General features: G+C 71.5%; 16 protein-coding genes and 1 riboswitch. Of the genes, 10 read left to right on the top strand and 6 right to left on the bottom strand.

All coding sequences use genetic code 11. The features are described from left to right. Nucleotides 1–8 precede the first annotated feature (8 nt). The 4 genes from ACFW16_RS10605 (at nt 9) to ACFW16_RS10590 (ending at nt 4,517) form a co-directional block, all read left to right on the top strand. Nucleotides 9–1,520 carry an ABC transporter ATP-binding protein gene (locus tag ACFW16_RS10605; RefSeq protein WP_380304590.1) on the top strand — a complete coding sequence of 504 codons (1,512 nt, stop codon included), beginning with the start codon at nt 9–11 and terminating at the stop codon, nt 1,518–1,520. Between the two features lie 229 nt (nt 1,521–1,749). Then, entirely contained in the window at nt 1,750–2,772 is a 1,023-nt protein-coding gene (locus ACFW16_RS10600) for an ABC transporter permease (protein ID WP_380304588.1), read from the top strand. A gap of 5 nt (nt 2,773–2,777) precedes the next feature. Continuing rightward, nucleotides 2,778–3,686 carry an ABC transporter permease gene (locus ACFW16_RS10595; protein ID WP_380304586.1) on the top strand — a complete coding sequence of 303 codons (909 nt, stop codon included), beginning with the start codon at nt 2,778–2,780 and terminating at the stop codon, nt 3,684–3,686. 18 nt (nt 3,687–3,704) lie between these two features. Beyond that, a complete protein-coding gene (locus ACFW16_RS10590) occupies nt 3,705–4,517 on the top strand; it encodes a purine-nucleoside phosphorylase (protein ID WP_380304584.1) in 813 nt (270 codons plus the stop codon). Nucleotides 4,518–4,637: 120 nt separating this feature from the next. Here the strand turns inward: ACFW16_RS10590 and ACFW16_RS10585 are convergent, their stop codons facing one another. Further along, complete coding sequence (locus ACFW16_RS10585; protein WP_380304582.1) at nt 4,638–6,440, bottom strand: IlvD/Edd family dehydratase; 1,803 nt, start codon at nt 6,438–6,440, stop codon at nt 4,638–4,640. A 172-nt stretch (nt 6,441–6,612) separates the two neighbouring features. Between ACFW16_RS10585 and ACFW16_RS10580 the strand changes: the two genes are divergently transcribed. Genes ACFW16_RS10580 through ACFW16_RS10570 form a run of 3 tightly spaced genes read left to right on the top strand, consistent with a single transcriptional unit; the run spans nt 6,613 to nt 8,150 of the window. Then, nucleotides 6,613–6,834, top strand: coding sequence for a KTSC domain-containing protein (locus ACFW16_RS10580; RefSeq protein WP_380304580.1), 222 nt, complete (start codon nt 6,613–6,615; stop codon nt 6,832–6,834). 44 nt (nt 6,835–6,878) lie between these two features. Next, complete coding sequence (locus ACFW16_RS10575; protein ID WP_380304578.1) at nt 6,879–7,472, top strand: DUF1287 domain-containing protein; 594 nt, start codon at nt 6,879–6,881, stop codon at nt 7,470–7,472. Nucleotides 7,473–7,505: 33 nt separating this feature from the next. Continuing rightward, nucleotides 7,506–8,150 carry an HAD-IA family hydrolase gene (locus ACFW16_RS10570; RefSeq protein ID WP_380304576.1) on the top strand — a complete coding sequence of 215 codons (645 nt, stop codon included), beginning with the start codon at nt 7,506–7,508 and terminating at the stop codon, nt 8,148–8,150. 4 nt (nt 8,151–8,154) lie between these two features. Here the strand turns inward: ACFW16_RS10570 and ACFW16_RS10565 are convergent, their stop codons facing one another. Both ACFW16_RS10565 and ACFW16_RS10560 read right to left on the bottom strand, forming a co-directional pair. Next, nucleotides 8,155–8,928, bottom strand: coding sequence for a CbtA family protein (locus tag ACFW16_RS10565; protein ID WP_380304574.1), 774 nt, complete (start codon nt 8,926–8,928; stop codon nt 8,155–8,157). Nucleotides 8,929–8,939: 11 nt separating this feature from the next. After that, nucleotides 8,940–9,158, bottom strand: a complete 219-nt coding sequence (locus ACFW16_RS10560; RefSeq protein ID WP_380304572.1) for a CbtB domain-containing protein — start codon at nt 9,156–9,158, stop codon at nt 8,940–8,942. Between the two features lie 53 nt (nt 9,159–9,211). Further along, a riboswitch (cobalamin riboswitch) is annotated at nt 9,212–9,297 on the bottom strand. A gap of 118 nt (nt 9,298–9,415) precedes the next feature. Between ACFW16_RS10560 and ACFW16_RS10555 the strand changes: the two genes are divergently transcribed. Beyond that, entirely contained in the window at nt 9,416–9,988 is a 573-nt protein-coding gene (locus ACFW16_RS10555) for a histidine phosphatase family protein (RefSeq protein ID WP_380304570.1), read from the top strand. Between the two features lie 90 nt (nt 9,989–10,078). Then, on the top strand, nt 10,079–10,684 hold the full coding sequence (gene msrA / locus ACFW16_RS10550; RefSeq protein ID WP_380304568.1) for a peptide-methionine (S)-S-oxide reductase MsrA: 606 nt from the start codon (nt 10,079–10,081) through the stop codon (nt 10,682–10,684). Nucleotides 10,685–10,688: 4 nt separating this feature from the next. On the opposite strand, the gene nth is transcribed toward msrA, so the two are convergent. Together nth and ACFW16_RS10540 are read right to left on the bottom strand one after the other, a co-directional pair. Beyond that, nucleotides 10,689–11,378, bottom strand: a complete 690-nt coding sequence (gene nth, locus ACFW16_RS10545; RefSeq protein WP_380304566.1) for an endonuclease III domain-containing protein — start codon at nt 11,376–11,378, stop codon at nt 10,689–10,691. A gap of 6 nt (nt 11,379–11,384) precedes the next feature. After that, entirely contained in the window at nt 11,385–11,738 is a 354-nt protein-coding gene (locus ACFW16_RS10540; RefSeq protein WP_380304564.1) for a TfoX/Sxy family protein, read from the bottom strand. 133 nt (nt 11,739–11,871) lie between these two features. On the opposite strand from ACFW16_RS10540, the gene ACFW16_RS10535 reads away from it, so the two are divergent. Further along, complete coding sequence (locus ACFW16_RS10535; RefSeq protein ID WP_380304563.1) at nt 11,872–12,723, top strand: inositol monophosphatase family protein; 852 nt, start codon at nt 11,872–11,874, stop codon at nt 12,721–12,723. On the opposite strand, the gene ACFW16_RS10530 is transcribed toward ACFW16_RS10535, so the two are convergent. Next, entirely contained in the window at nt 12,720–13,850 is a 1,131-nt protein-coding gene (locus tag ACFW16_RS10530; protein WP_380304561.1) for a mechanosensitive ion channel family protein, read from the bottom strand. The two genes, ACFW16_RS10535 and ACFW16_RS10530, sit on opposite strands and share 4 nt — an antisense overlap. Nucleotides 13,851–13,922: the final 72 nt, after the last annotated feature.

Raw genomic sequence — 13,922 nt, 5'->3', positions numbered from 1 at the left:
GCGGTGCCGTGGCGTTCCTGGAGATGCGCGGCATCGTCAAGCGCTACCCCGGCGTGCTGGCGAACGACCGGGTCGACCTGTCGGTCGAGGCCGGCGAGATCCACGCGGTGATGGGCGAGAACGGGGCCGGCAAGTCGACCCTGATGGGCATCCTGTACGGGCTGGTGCAGCCGGATGAGGGCGAGATCGCGATCGACGGCCGGAAGCGGTCGTTCCGCTCGCCGATCGACGCCATCGCTGCCGGGCTCGGCATGGTGCACCAGGCCTTCAAGCTGTTCGACAGCCTGACGGTCTGGGAGAACGTGGCCTATCGGGCCGAGCCGCGGCGCGGGCCGTTCATCGACCGCGCCGCCGCCCGCCGCAAGGTGGCGGAGCTGGCGCGGCGCCATGGCCTGCCGATCGACCCCGACGCCCGGGTCGGCACCCTGCCGGTCGGGGTCAAGCAGCGGATCGAGATCCTGAAGGCGCTGTACCGCGACGCCCGCATCCTGATCCTGGACGAGCCGACGGCGGTGCTGACCCCGGGTGAGCGCGACGGGCTGTTCCAGGTGATGCGCGGCCTGGCGGCGGACGGGCGCACCATCCTGTTCGTCACCCACAAGATCCATGAGGTGATGGCGGTGACCGACCGCATCACCGTGCTGCGCGACGGCCGCGTTGCCGACCGCATGGTGACGGCCGAGACCGACCCGCAGGCGATCATCCGGGCGATGACTGGCCGCAACGTGACGCTGAAAGTCGACAAGGCGCCGGCCCAGCCGGGCCGGCCGTTGCTGGAGGTCGAGGGCCTGACCCTGGCGGCGCCTGGCAAGCCCGCGGTCGACGGCGTCTCCTTCGCGGTGCGGGCGGGGGAGATCGTCGGCATCGCCGGCGTCGCCGGCAACGGCCAGACCGAGCTGATCGAGATCGTGGCCGGGCTGCGGGCGGCCGATGCCGGGGCGATCCGGGTCGACGGGCGCGACGTCACCGCCGCAGGCGTCGCCGGCCGCCGCGCCGCCGGCATCGCCTATGTGCCCGAGGACCGGGCCCACACCGGCACCGCGCTGCGCGCCAGCGCCACCGACAATCTCGGCATGGGCTTCCACCGGCGTGCGCCGCTGTCGCGCCGAGGCGTGCTCGACCCCACGGCGATGCGGGACCGGGCGCGCGGCCTGATCGCCCGCTTCGGCATCAAGATCCCGGGCGAGGGCACGGCGGTCGGCACCCTGTCCGGCGGCAACCTGCAGAAGGTGGTGGTGGCGCGCGAGCTGGACCACGAGGCGCCGGTTCTGATCGCCGAGCAGCCGACCCGCGGCGTCGATGTCGGCGCCATCGAGTTCATCCACGGCCGGCTGGTGGCGGAGCGCGACCGCGGCCGCGCCGTGCTGCTGGTCTCGGCCGAGCTGAGCGAGATCCTCGCCCTCTCCGACCGGGTGCTGGTGATGTATGAGGGCCGGGTGATCGCCGAGGTGCCGGGCGCCGAGGCCACCGAGACCAGCCTGGGCCTGCTGATGGCCGGAGTGGCGGGGGAGGCGGCATGAGGGCCCTCTCCGGGCCATGCCCATTCTTGTCCCCCCTCCCCTTGCGGGAGGGGGGTAGGGGGAGGGGGTTCGTGCCGATTGCGCGTTGGGCGAGGAAGAGTGCAGGTCGACCATCCTCGAATACGCTCCGGCCTCTCGCGCCGCCGGCTCTTTGCATCGACAACCCCCTCCCCCTAACCCCCTCCCGCGAGGGGAGGGGGGACTCAGTTTTTCTCCGTCGGAGATCTCTATGACCGCCGCCACTGCCCTGCGCGGCGCCGCGACCTCCTCCGTGCTCTGGGCGATCCTCGGCGGGCTCATGATCGGGGCGCTGATAACCCTGGCCGCCGGGCACGACCCGGTCGCGGTCTATGGCGAGATCCTGGCCGGCGCCGTGGCCGGGCCGAACCTGGCGGAGACCGTGGCCCGGGCGGTGCCGCTGGTCGGCATGACGCTGGTCGCCGCCATCCCGCTGCGCGGCGGCATGGTCAATCTCGGCGGCGACGGCCAACTGGTGCTGGGCGGGCTGGTGGCGGCGGTGGTGGCACTGTACCTGCCGGCGCCCGGCGAGGTCCGGCTGGTCGCCGCGATCCTGGCCGCCATGGCCGTCTCCGGCGCCTATGCCGCGCTGGCCGCCTGGGGCGAGGTCCGGTTCGGCGTGCCGCTGCTGATCTCGACCCTGCTGCTCAGCTATCCGGCCCAGGGCGTCAGCTCCTACTTGGCGCGGTTCCCACTGCGCGACCCGGCGACCGGCATGCCGGAGACCTTCCGGGTCGAGGAGACGGCGCGGCTGCCGGTGCTGGTGCCAGGCACGCCGATCACCTGGGGGCTCGTCCTCTTGCTGCTGGTGATCGCCGCGGTGGTGTTTGTCGACCGGCGCGGCACCGCCGGCTACGAGCTGCGGCTGCGCGGCCTGAACCCGCGCTTCGTCGCCTATGGCGGGGTCGATCTCGGCCGCCAGACCGTGCGGACGCTGTTCGCCAGCGGCGCCGTGGCCGGGCTGGTCGGCGCCATGCTGGTGCTGGGCGACCAGTTCCGCTTCACCGACGGGGCGCTGCTGTCGCCGGCCTACACCTGGTCCGGGCTGATGGCGGCCCTGCTGGCGATGGGCGAGCCCATCGGCGCCGTCTGCGCCGGGCTGTTCTTCGCCGCGCTGCAGACCGGCGGCTTCGCCATGGAGCGGGCGACCGAGGTGCCGCGAGTGCTGACCCTGGTGCTGCAGGCGGTGATCATCCTGCTGCTGGCCATGCGCCACGGCCTTCGGAGGCGGTGACCGGCATGGACTGGCTGTCGCTGTTCAACGCGGTGCTGTTCGCCCAGACCATCCAGGCGGTGACGCCGATCCTCTTGGCCGCCCTGGCCGGGGTGCTGTGCGACCGCGCCGGCGTGTTCAACATCGCGCTGGAAGGCCAGATGCTGATCGGCGCCTTCGCCGCCATCGCCGGCACCTGGTACACCGGCAGCGTCGCCGGCGGCGTGGCCGTCGCCCTCATCGGCACCATGGCCTTCTCGGCCATCCTGGCGCTGGGATCGACCTGGTTCCGCGGCGACCCGATCGTCATCGGCATCGGCCTCAACCTGCTGGCCTCGGGCCTGACCGCCTTCCTGCTGCGCATCCTGTTCGGCGTCTCCGGCACCTTCACCGACCCGACCATGCAGGACCTGCCGCGCGTGGTGCTGCCGCGGATCGCGGCGGTGCCCTGGTTCAACCGCGTCTTCGGCAGCCACAGCGTGCTGACCTGGGCGGCCTGGATCCTGGTGGCGGTGATCGCCGTGTTCCTGTTCCGCACCGTCTGGGGCCTGCGCCTGCGCGGTGTCGGCGAGCGGCCGGATGCGGCGGAGACGCTGGGTGCCGACGTCGCCCGCACCCGCATCGCCGCGGTGCTGGCCGGCGGCGCCCTGTGCGGTCTGGCCGGGGCGCAGCTGTCGCTCGGCAGCGTCACCCTGTTCGCCGAGGATATGAGCGCCGGGCGCGGCTGGATCGCGGTGGTGGCGGTGATGCTGGGCCGCGGCCATCCGGTCGGCGTCGCCCTGGCCTGCCTGCTGTTCGGCTTCGCCGACGCCGCCGGCCTCAGGCTGCAGGGCCGGGGGCTGCCGAACCAGCTCACCGATATGGCACCCTATGTCATCACCCTGGTCGCGCTGGTGGTCGCCCGCGGGCGGCGCCGGCGCGGGGCCATGGCCTGAAAGCGAGGAGACATCGCGATGGAAGACCCCTATGTTCTGGCGGAAGCCGCCGCCGCGGCGCTGAAGCAGAAGCTCGGCGCCGACCACCACGTCGCGATCGTGCTCGGTTCCGGCTGGGGGCCGGCGGTGGACAGGATCGGCGAGACCGTGGCCGAGGTGCCCTTCGCCGAGATCCCCGGCTTCCCGCCGACCACCGTGCTGGGCCACAAGGGCGTGTTCCGCAGCGTCCGGGCCGGCGACCGGCGGATCCTGGTGATGGCCGGGCGGGTTCATCTCTATGAAGGCCATCCGCCGGCCAAGGTGGTGCATGGCGTCCGCAGCATGGTGCTGGCGGGGACGAAGATCATTGTCCTGACCAATGCCTGCGGCGGCCTCAGGCCGGGGATGAAGCCGGGCGAGCCGGTGCTGATCCGCGACCACATCAACTTCACCGGCGTGTCGCCGCTGTTCGGGCCGAACCCGGAGCGGCTGGGGCCGCGCTTCGTCGACCTGACCGGCTGCTATTCGCCGCGGCTGCGGCAGGCGGCGCAGGCGCTGGACCCGGCGCTGACCGAAGGCGTCTATGTCGGCTTCCCGGGCCCGATGTTCGAGACGCCGGCGGAGATCCAGATGGTCGGCCGCTGGGGCGGCGACATGGTCGGCATGTCGACGGTGCTGGAGGCGATCGCCGCCCGCCATCTCGGCGCCGAGGTGCTGGGCCTGTCGCTGGTCACCAACCTCGCCGCCGGCCTGCCGGGCGCCGATCTCGACCACGAGCACATCCTCGAGGTCGCCCGCGGCACCGCCGAACGGATGGGCGGGCTGTTCCACGACCTGGTGCGGACGATCTGATACCGCAGACGTAGGTCGGGTTCGCCACGGGCGAACCCGACATCCCGCCACCAATGATGGCCCCGAACGTGTTGGGTTCGCTGCCGCGAACCCAACCTACGAAACCAATGCCGACGCAGCTCAGTGGTTGTTGCGCGGCACGCCCTTGGTCTGAGCGACGCGCTGGTACTTCAGCGCCGGCTTGAGCGCCATGCCCTCGGCCAGCTGGTCGGTCATCCCGCGCTGGATCTCCTGCCACGGGGTCTGGCTGGCCGGGTACTTGTAGCCGCCCTGGGCCTCCAGCGCGGCCCGCCGGCGCGCCAGCTCCTCGTCCGGGATCAGCACGTTGACGGTGCGCTGGCGCAGGTCGACCCGGATCTTGTCCCCGGTCTGCAGCAAAGCGAGGCCGCCGCCGGCCGCCGCCTCGGGCGAGGCGTTCAGGATCGAGGGCGAGCCCGAGGTGCCGGACTGCCGGCCGTCGCCGATGCAGGGCAGGGCGTGGACGCCGCGCTGGATCAGGCGCGCCGGCGGCTGCATGTTCACCACCTCGGCGGCGCCGGGATAGCCGATCGGCCCGGTACCGCGGATCACCAGGATCGAGAACTCGTCGATCTCGAGCGCCGGGTCCTCGATCCGGTGGTGGTAGTCCTCGGGCCCGTCGAAGACCACGGCCTTGCCGATGAAGGCCTCGGGGTCCTGGGGATTCGACAGGTAGCGGTCGCGGAACTCCGGCGAGACCACGCTGGTCTTCATGATCGCGCTGTCGAACAGGTTGCCCTTGAGGTTGAGGAAGCCCGACTTCGCCTTCAGCGGCCGGTCGGTCGGGCGGATCACCTCGGGGTTCAGGTTCTCCACGTCCCGGCAGTTGTCGCCGATGGCGCGGCCGTTGACCGTGACCGCCTCGGGATGCGGCAGCAGGCCGGCCTTCAAGAGCTCCGCCACCACGGCCGGCACGCCGCCCGCCTGGTGGTAGTCCTCGCCGAGATACTCCCCGGCGGGCTGCAGGTTGACCAGCAGCGGGATGTCGTGCCCGACCTTCTCCCAGTCGTCATTGTCCAGCGGTACGCCGAGATGCGCGGCGATGGCGTTCAGATGGATCGGCGCGTTGGTCGACCCGCCGATGGCGGAGTTGATGACGATCGCGTTCTCGAACGCTTCGCGGGTCATGATGTCGGACGGCTTGATGTCCTGCTCCACCATCTCGACGATGCGCTTGCCGGTCTCGTAGGCGATCTGGCCGCGCTCGCGGTAGGGGGCCGGGATGGCGGCCGAACCGGGCAGCTGCATGCCCAGCGCCTCGGCCAGCGAGTTCATGGTCGACGCCGTGCCCATGGTGTTGCAGTAGCCGACCGACGGGGCCGAGGCCGCAACGATGTTCATGAACTCGTCGTAGTCGATCTCGCCGGTGGCCAGCCGCTCGCGCGACCGCCAGACGATGGTGCCGGACCCGACCCGCTCGCCCTTGTGCCAGCCGTTCAGCATCGGGCCGACCGACAGGGCGATGGCTGGGATGTTGACGGTGGCGGCCGCCATCAGCAGCGCCGGGGTGGTCTTGTCGCAGCCGACGGTCAGCACGACGCCGTCGAGCGGATAGCCGTACAGCACCTCGACCAGCGAGAGATAGGTCAGGTTGCGATCCAGCGTGGCCGACGGGCGCTTGCCGGTTTCCTGGATCGGATGGCAGGGGAATTCGAAGGGCACGCCGCCGGCGGCGCGGATGCCGGCGCTGACCCGCTTGGCCAGCTCGAGGTGATGCCGGTTGCAGGGCGACAGGTCCGATCCGGTCTGGGCGATGCCGATCATCGGCTTGCCGGACTGGAGCTCCTCCCGCGTGATCCCGAAGTTCAGGTAGCGCTCGATATACAGGGCAGTCATCCCCGGATCGTCCGGGTTGTCGAACCACTGCTGGGACCGCAGCGGTCTCGAACGGTCTTGGCCGGCCATCGTCTTTCTTTCCTCCAAGCGCCGCACTTCGTCGGCGCCCCACACCAAACGCAAATGTACGACGATATTAGGGCAGCAGGAGGCCGTCCGGATAGAGGCGGATTTATCGGATGGTCTACGGCGGGAACCCGGCAAGGCATCCGGCCATTCGCGAGAGGGAGGAGGCCGTGCCATGCCGCGCATCAGGCGGGCTCCGCTCGAGTCCAGCGCCGTGAACTCCGTCGGTTATGATCCGCGGACCAAGGCACTTGATGTCGAATATGCCGGCGGCGCCGTTTATCGCTACTATCCCGTTCCGGACCGCGTCTACCGGCAACTGCTGCAGGCGGAGTCGAAGGGCCGGTTCGTGAATTCCCGGATCCGCGACGCGTATCCGTTCCGTCGCATCGGCTGACTGGCCGCCGCAATCCGGCCACCGAATCCTGCTTCGATCGCGGGATGCTTCGGCGCCGCCTCTTCCTCTCATTCGGTCTTCTGCCGGTTCTCGGCCGCATCGCCCGGGCCGAAGCGCCGGATCGGCCGGCGCGGCTGGTGGCGGCGGCCGAGGCCCAGATCGGCGTGACCTTGACCTACGACCCCGCCTATGTCCGCCTGGCCTATCCCGGCGGCGACGTGCCCCGCGACCGCGGCGTCTGCACCGATGTGGTGATCCGCGCCTATCGCGACGCCTTCGGCATCGACCTGCAGCGCCTGGTGCATGAGGACATGCGGGCGAACTTCGCGCGCTATCCCCGGTCCTGGGGGCTGTCGCGCCCGGACCGGAACATCGACCATCGCCGGGTGCCGAACCTGCAGACCTTCTTCCGCCGCCGCGGCCGGGCGCTGCCGGCCGAATCTCCGAGGGATTTCGCCGAGGGCGACCTGGTCACCCAGATGCTGCCGGGCAATCTGCCGCACATCGCCATCGTGACGGGCCGGGCCGGCGCCAGCGGGGCTCCGCTGGTGGTCCACAACATCGGCGGCGGGACGCGGCTGGAGGATCGGCTGCTCGACTTTCCGCTCACCGGCCGCTACCGCTTCATGGTCGGCTAGGCCGGCGCGGATTCACAGGCAGGCAGACCCGGCATGAAGGCCGCCATCTTCGATCTCGACGGCACTCTGGTGGACAGCGCGCCGGACATCGCCCATGCGGTCAACCGCATGCTGGCCGACCGCGGCGCGCCGGTGCAGGCGGTGGCCTTCATCGAGACCCTGGTCGGCGAGGGGGCGCGGGCGCTGGTGGCCAAGCTGCACCGCGCGCTGGGGTTGCCGGAAGCAGACGTCGACCAGGACACCCGGATCTATCTCGATTACTACGCCGCCCGGCCGGTGGCGGATTCCCGGCTCTATGCCGATGCGGCGACCGCCCTGCCGGCGTTGCGGGCGGCGGGCATCCGGCTCGGAGTCTGCACCAACAAGCCGCAGGCGCTGGCCGAGCAGGTGCTCGACCAGCTCGGGCTGCTGGGCGATCTCTCCGCGGTGGTCGGCGCCGACACTACGCCGCATGTGAAGCCCGATCCGCGGCCGCTGCTGCACACGCTCGGCGCGCTGGGCGTGACGGCGGGCGAGGCGGTCTATGTCGGCGACACCGGCATCGACCTGGCCTGCGCCCGGGCGGCCGGGGTGCCCTGCCGGATCGTCGGCTGGGGCACCGGCCCGGCCGTGCCGGTCGAGGACTCGGCGCGGCTGGGCTGCTTCGCGGACCTGCTGCCGGCTGCGGCGCCGGCGTAGAGGATCAGCGGGACAGCGCGAAGCGCCCGCCGGTGCGGCGGGCGAAGGCGCGTTCCGCCAGGACGCCGAACGCCAGGCCTATCGTGGTCCAGAGCACGGCGTGCATGCCCAGCGAGGCGATCCGGAAGTTCCACAGCAGGTCTGCCGGGAAGCCCTCCGGCACATCGTTCACCACCGGCAATGCCGTCTGCGCGACGGCGATGATCGCTATGTAGACGGCGGCCCCAATCAGGCCCGCCGTCCAGCCGCCGTGACGCCGGGCCAGGCCGCGGGCGAGGCTGACCGCCAGTACGAGGGCCGCGACCGAGACCGCCAGCATGATGAAGTACAGCGCCGTGCGCTCGCCGATCGTGTCCGGGTTGCCGACCGCGGGCGGGTTGGCCGGGTATTTCAGGCCGGGCACCACCACCAGCGCGACGAAGGCGCCGAGCGCCAGCAGGGCCGCGGTGGCGCGGGCGTCGAAGCGGCCGACCCGGCCGTAGCTGAAGGCGAAGGCCAGCGCGAACAGCCCGCCGATGGCGGCGCCGTAGACCACCGCGCCGGTCAGGAGGCCGAGCCCGGCCTGGGTCTCGCGGCTGACCAACTCGGGCTCCTCCGCCTCGCCGCCGGCGGTGGCCGTCGCGGCATGGTCGCCGTGGTCATGCGAATGGCCCAGCGTCCCTTCCAGGGCGATGGCGCGATCCACCTGCGGCTCGCCGAAGATCCGGGCGAAGCCGAAGGCGAGCAGCCCCGCCAGCACGCCGACCAGCATGCCGCGCAGCAGGAGGCTTCCAACCATGGCGGTTGGCCTCAGTGGCAGGGGAAGCCGAGCAGATGGCGGCCGTCATGCACGAATTCGTGCACATAACTGCCGGAGAAGAGGGAGGTCGCGCCCTGCTCGGCGCCGACGAAATACACCGCCAGCAGCAGGAGCAGCCCGGCGAACACCGTCCAGGGCAGCACTTCCCCGACAGGGATGGGGCCGACGGGAACGGAAATCGGACGTGCCGCGGCGGTGATGTCGGACATGATAGCGCTCCCCTGGGATTCGCGTCCCGCTGATGTGCACCCGGGCCATGACGGGGTCTGACTCCCGGAACCGCGTCTACGACGCCGCCCCGGTCACAGTGGCGCGACCGTGCCGGAGTTGCACCGGCTTCCGCATTCATGGCGACCGGCTGCAGCATGGGTCGCGGCCCGGCGTCTGTCAATCGAAGCCGCTGCCGATCGCCGGCGGGCTGTGCTTTGCTGACGGCAAGCACCACCGCCGCCGAACGGTCCCGCCGATGCCGACCCGCCTGACCCTGATCTGCCACGGCGCCACCGCCGCCACCCGCTCGGGCGCGTTTCCCGCCGACGAGCCGCTGGAGGAGCGCGCCCTGCCGCGGGCGGCGGCGCTGAAGCCGATGATCCGGCGGGCCGACCGGGCCTGGACCAGCCCGGCGCTGCGGGCGCGGCAGACGGCGGCGGCGCTCGGGTTCGATGCGGTGTCGGAACCGGCCCTGCGAGACGGCGATCACGGGCGCTGGGCCGGGCGGCGGCTGGAGGAGATCCAGGCCGCGGAGCCGGACGGCGTCATCGCCTGGCTGGCCGATCCGGACGCGGCCCCGCATGGCGGCGAGACGCTGTCGGATCTGTTGCGCCGGGCCGCGGCCTGGGTCGATGCCCGGGCCGGCGACGGCGGCCACGGCGTTGCCGTCACCCATGCCGCGGTGATCCGGGCGGCGATCCTGCATGGGCTGGACGCGCCGGCCTCGTCCTTCTGGCGCATCGACATCGCACCGCTGAGTCTGACCGAGCTGAGCCATGACGGCCGGCGCTGGGCCTGGCGGGCCTCGAGCCTGCCCTTCGCCGGCTGAAGGGCACGGGGGCTTGTCCGGCCGGGTCCGCGATCTCATCCTTTGGAGAGCCCATCGCTCGCGGCCGCGCCCGGCCGCCGGAGACACCCCATGGCCCTGAAGATCGATCCCTGGTCCTTTCCCGCCCCCGAGCTGGACGCCGAAGAGCAGGGCCGCCGCTCGATCGTGCTGGGCGGCGGCTGCTTCTGGTGCACCGAAGCGGTGTACAGCCAGCTCGACGGCGTGCTGTCGGTGCGGCCCGGCTATGCCGGCGGCACCCGCGAGACGGCCGACTACCGTGCCGTCTGCACCGGCACCACCGACCATGCCGAGGTGATCGAGGTGGCCTACGATTCCGGCAAGATCAGCCTGGGCCAGATCCTCAAGCTGTTCTTCTCGATCGCGCACGACCCGACCCAGAAGGACCGCCAGGGCAACGATGTCGGCCGGCAGTACCGCTCAGCGATCTTTTATGCCGACGAGCAGCAGAAGCGGGTGGCCGAAGCCTATATCGCCCAGATCGAGGGGCTGTTCGACGCGCGGGTGGTGACCGAGGTGGTGCCGCTCGAGGCCTTCTACGAGGCCGAGCAGTATCACCACGACTACGCCGCGCGGAATCCGAACCAGCCCTATATCCGGGCGGTCTCGACCCCGAAGGTCGAGAAGCTGAAGGCGGTGCATGGCGACATGCTGAAGCCGGCCGCCAAGGCGGGTTGACCCCTCACACCCCGCAGCGCGGGCACAGGTCGCGCAGCGGGCAGGCGCCGCAGGCCGGGGCGTGGGCGGTGCAGATGGTCTGGCCCAGCAGCTTCATCAGCCGGTGGAGTTCGCTGAGGTCGTCGGCGTCCCACGAATCCTGCAGCTGGCGCATGAACAGCCCGTATCCGGCGTCGTAGTCGGCGTCGGGCGGCAGCAGCCCCAGCCGGCCGCCGAGCCGCAGCAGATGCGTGTCGACGACCAGAGCGCGCTTGCGCAGCGTGCTGAAGTTCAGCACCGCGGCGGCGATCTTCGACCCGACGCCGGGCAGGCGGCGCAGCCACTGCATCGCCGCCTCCTCGTCCAGATCCGCCAGATGGTCGAGCGAGAGGCGGCCGGTGCAGGCGACGATCATGCGCAGCGCCTGGGGCAACTGCTCGGCCTTGGCATCCGCCAGGTTCACCGGCCAGATGACGCGCAGCACGGCGCGCGGCGACTCCTCGCCCAGCCAGTCCCAGGACGGGTATTGCCGGCGCAGCTCCCGGAAGACGCGCCGCGACACCTCGTCCCGGGTCTTGGAGCCGAGCATGCTGCGGACCAGCTGGCTGACCGGGTCGCGGCGCCGGCCGTCGCGCCGCGGCCCGAGCCGCGCCAGCAGCCGGTCCCGGATGCGGGGCAGGAGCGGATGGTCGTCGAGGGCGAGGGAGAGCTGCATCATGGGTCACCGCGGGCGCGATCCCGTGGCGGCGACCCGATGCGCGGCCGCCAGCCCGGCCCGTGCCCAGCCGATCAGCTCGTCGGGCTCGTCGAACAGCCGGTCCGGCACGCGCCAGAAGGAGAGGTCGATGGTACGGCCCTGCTTCTCGTAACTGAGCGGCGGATAGGCCTTCGCTTCCCGGAAGGCCGCGCGGTTGTGGTCGTCCACCCGGAGGTAGAGGGCGTCCTCTGCCATCACGCCGAACATCACCCCCTCGCAGAACAGGCCGGTGACGCCGAACATGCGTCGCGTCGCGATCGGGCCGAGCAGCGCGAACTGATCGCGCAGGAACTCGATGAAGCCGTCGCTGGCCGCCATGCTCGATCCCCCGGAAGCGCCGACTCCGTCATGTTAAGAACAAAGGAGGAACATGGCAAGCGGGAATCGGTGCCTTGGCCGCCTTCTGGGCGCATGGGATAAGGATGTCCCGCTCCGCACCGAGACCGAACCTATGCTCCGACCACCCGCGCCGCCCGTCGACATCGCCGCCCTGGCGCCGACCGACCGCAGCCGGCGCATGCTGGAGGCGGCGCTGGCCGGGGCGGAGGCGATCCGGGCCCTTCGGGCCCATGCTGGGCGCTGGGAGGGTGCGGCGCTGGAGCGCAAGGGCGCGCGGGACTTCGTCACCGCCGCCGACCGGCAGTCCGAGGCGGCGGTGGCCGCGGCGCTGTCTTCCGCTTTCCCGGACCATGCCATCACCGGCGAGGAGGGGACGGCGATCGGGCGCGACGGGGGGCGCGACGGGGCCGGCACCTTCCTGGTCGACCCGATCGACGGCACCACCAACTTCGCCTGGGGCATGCCGTTCTTCGGCATCGCCATCGCCCTGGTCGAAGGCGGCGAGACCGTGGCGGGCGTGGTGCTGGACCCGAGCCTGGGCGAGGCCTTCGTCGCCGAGCGCGGCCTCGGCGCCTTCCTGAACGGCCGCCGGCTGCGGATCGACCGCGGCGTGGTGCCGGAAGAGGCGCTGGTCGGCGCCAGCCTGCCGATCCCCGGCCAGGTGCGCAGCATCGAAGTCGAGTCCTATCACCGCGCGCTGCGCGGGGTGATCGACCGCGCCGCCGGGGTGCGCCGGCTCGGCTCCGCCGCGCTCAGCCTGTGCTATGTCGCGGCCGGCCGGCACGACGCCTTCTTCGAGGACGGCCTGTCGCCGCTCGACTACGCCGCCGCGGTGCTGATGCTGCGCGAGGCGGGCGGGATCGCCACCGGCTTCGACGGCGGTCCGATCCCGGCGACCGGCGCGGTTCTCGGCGCCAATCCCGGCCTGCATCCCTGGCTGGTCGGGCTGCTGACCGGCGGCTAACCGCGGCCGGCAGCCCGGCGGCGGACGATCTCCTCGGCCTCGACATCCGGTGGCTGCAGCTCGCCGCGCCACCGGGGCAGGGCCCGCGGATGCGCCTCCTGCAGCCAGCCGATCATCTTCTCGCGCACCTCGCAGCGCAGGTCGAAGGCCCGGCCGGAGTTGCGGGCGCTGACCAGCATGCGGATCTCCATCACCTGCTCGCGGAAATCGGTGACCTGCAGCACCGCGACCTGGCCGTCCCACAGCGGCGAGGCCTTGGCGATCTCGTCCAGCCTGCACCGCATCTCCGCCACCGGCGCGGTATGGTCGAGATAGAGGAAGACGCTGCCGATCAGGGCGGAACCCTCGCGCGTCCAGTTCTGGAACGGGTGCTCGATGAAGTAGCTGAGCGGCAGCACCAGCCGGCGCCAGTCCCACAGCCGGACCACGACATAGGTCGAGGTGATCTCCTCGATGTTGCCCCATTCGTTCTCGACCAGGACGGCGTCGTCGATGCGGATCGGCTGGGTCACCGCCAGCTGGATGCCGGCGATCATGTTCTTCAGCATCGGCTGCAGCGCCAGGCCGATGACCAGGCCGGCGGCGCCGGCCGAGGCCAGGAGGCTGATGCCGTATTGCCGCACCTCCTCGAAGGTCATCAGCGCGGCGGAGAGAGCGACCGTCACGATCAACGCCGCGACCACCCGGCGCAGGATCCGGGTCTGGGTGACGTGCTTGCGCGCCAGCAGGTTGTCCTCGGCGTCCAGCGTGAAGCGGCGCAGATAGACCGTCATCCAGATGTGCAGGGCGGTCAGCGCCACCCAGCCGAGCAGGGCGATGAAGGCCAGCAGCAGGATGTGGCGGACGATGCCGACCTGGGCGTCGGACAGCGGCGCGACGGTGGCCGCGGCGGAGATCGCCACGATCATCGCGGCCAGCCGCGTCGGCCCGTGGGTGCGCGACACCAGCGAGCGCCAGAACAGGTCCTTGCCGGCGACGATGCGGGTCGCCGCCCGGAACAGGATCTGGTGGACGCCCCTTGCGACCATCACGGCCAAGGCCAGCAGGCCGGCGCTGATCGCCCAGGGCGGCATCCAGGGCAGCTGGGCCTGGAACCAGTCCAGCCAGCGGTCGACGGTATCGATCATTCGGCGGTTCCCGCGGGTGTCCCTCTGCATGGCAATGCATAGGAGCACGGTCGGTTCCGCGTAGGTTGGGTT

The sequence above is a fragment of the Inquilinus sp. NPDC058860 genome, assembly GCF_042743185.1.
Lineage (GTDB): Bacteria > Pseudomonadota > Alphaproteobacteria > DSM-16000 > Inquilinaceae > Inquilinus.
This window is presented reverse-complemented; position numbering and strand designations above follow the sequence as displayed.

Excerpts from the sequence above, each read along its gene's own strand:
- ACFW16_RS10535 (WP_380304563.1), top strand. The coding sequence starts at position 11,872 with ATGCTCCGACCACCCGCGCCGCCCGTCGACATCGCCGCCCTGGCGCCG.
- ACFW16_RS10595 (WP_380304586.1), top strand. The coding sequence starts at position 2,778 with ATGGACTGGCTGTCGCTGTTCAACGCGGTGCTGTTCGCCCAGACCATC.
- ACFW16_RS10565 (WP_380304574.1), bottom strand. The coding sequence starts at position 8,928 with ATGGTTGGAAGCCTCCTGCTGCGCGGCATGCTGGTCGGCGTGCTGGCG.
- ACFW16_RS10560 (WP_380304572.1), bottom strand. The coding sequence starts at position 9,158 with ATGTCCGACATCACCGCCGCGGCACGTCCGATTTCCGTTCCCGTCGGC.
- nth (WP_380304566.1), bottom strand. The coding sequence starts at position 11,378 with ATGCAGCTCTCCCTCGCCCTCGACGACCATCCGCTCCTGCCCCGCATC.
- ACFW16_RS10540 (WP_380304564.1), bottom strand. The coding sequence starts at position 11,738 with ATGGCGGCCAGCGACGGCTTCATCGAGTTCCTGCGCGATCAGTTCGCG.
- ACFW16_RS10570 (WP_380304576.1), top strand. The coding sequence starts at position 7,506 with ATGAAGGCCGCCATCTTCGATCTCGACGGCACTCTGGTGGACAGCGCG.
- ACFW16_RS10590 (WP_380304584.1), top strand. The coding sequence starts at position 3,705 with ATGGAAGACCCCTATGTTCTGGCGGAAGCCGCCGCCGCGGCGCTGAAG.
- ACFW16_RS10585 (WP_380304582.1), bottom strand. The coding sequence starts at position 6,440 with ATGGCCGGCCAAGACCGTTCGAGACCGCTGCGGTCCCAGCAGTGGTTC.
- ACFW16_RS10580 (WP_380304580.1), top strand. The coding sequence starts at position 6,613 with ATGCCGCGCATCAGGCGGGCTCCGCTCGAGTCCAGCGCCGTGAACTCC.
- ACFW16_RS10600 (WP_380304588.1), top strand. The coding sequence starts at position 1,750 with ATGACCGCCGCCACTGCCCTGCGCGGCGCCGCGACCTCCTCCGTGCTC.
- ACFW16_RS10575 (WP_380304578.1), top strand. The coding sequence starts at position 6,879 with ATGCTTCGGCGCCGCCTCTTCCTCTCATTCGGTCTTCTGCCGGTTCTC.
- msrA (WP_380304568.1), top strand. The coding sequence starts at position 10,079 with ATGGCCCTGAAGATCGATCCCTGGTCCTTTCCCGCCCCCGAGCTGGAC.
- ACFW16_RS10530 (WP_380304561.1), bottom strand. The coding sequence starts at position 13,850 with ATGATCGATACCGTCGACCGCTGGCTGGACTGGTTCCAGGCCCAGCTG.
- ACFW16_RS10555 (WP_380304570.1), top strand. The coding sequence starts at position 9,416 with ATGCCGACCCGCCTGACCCTGATCTGCCACGGCGCCACCGCCGCCACC.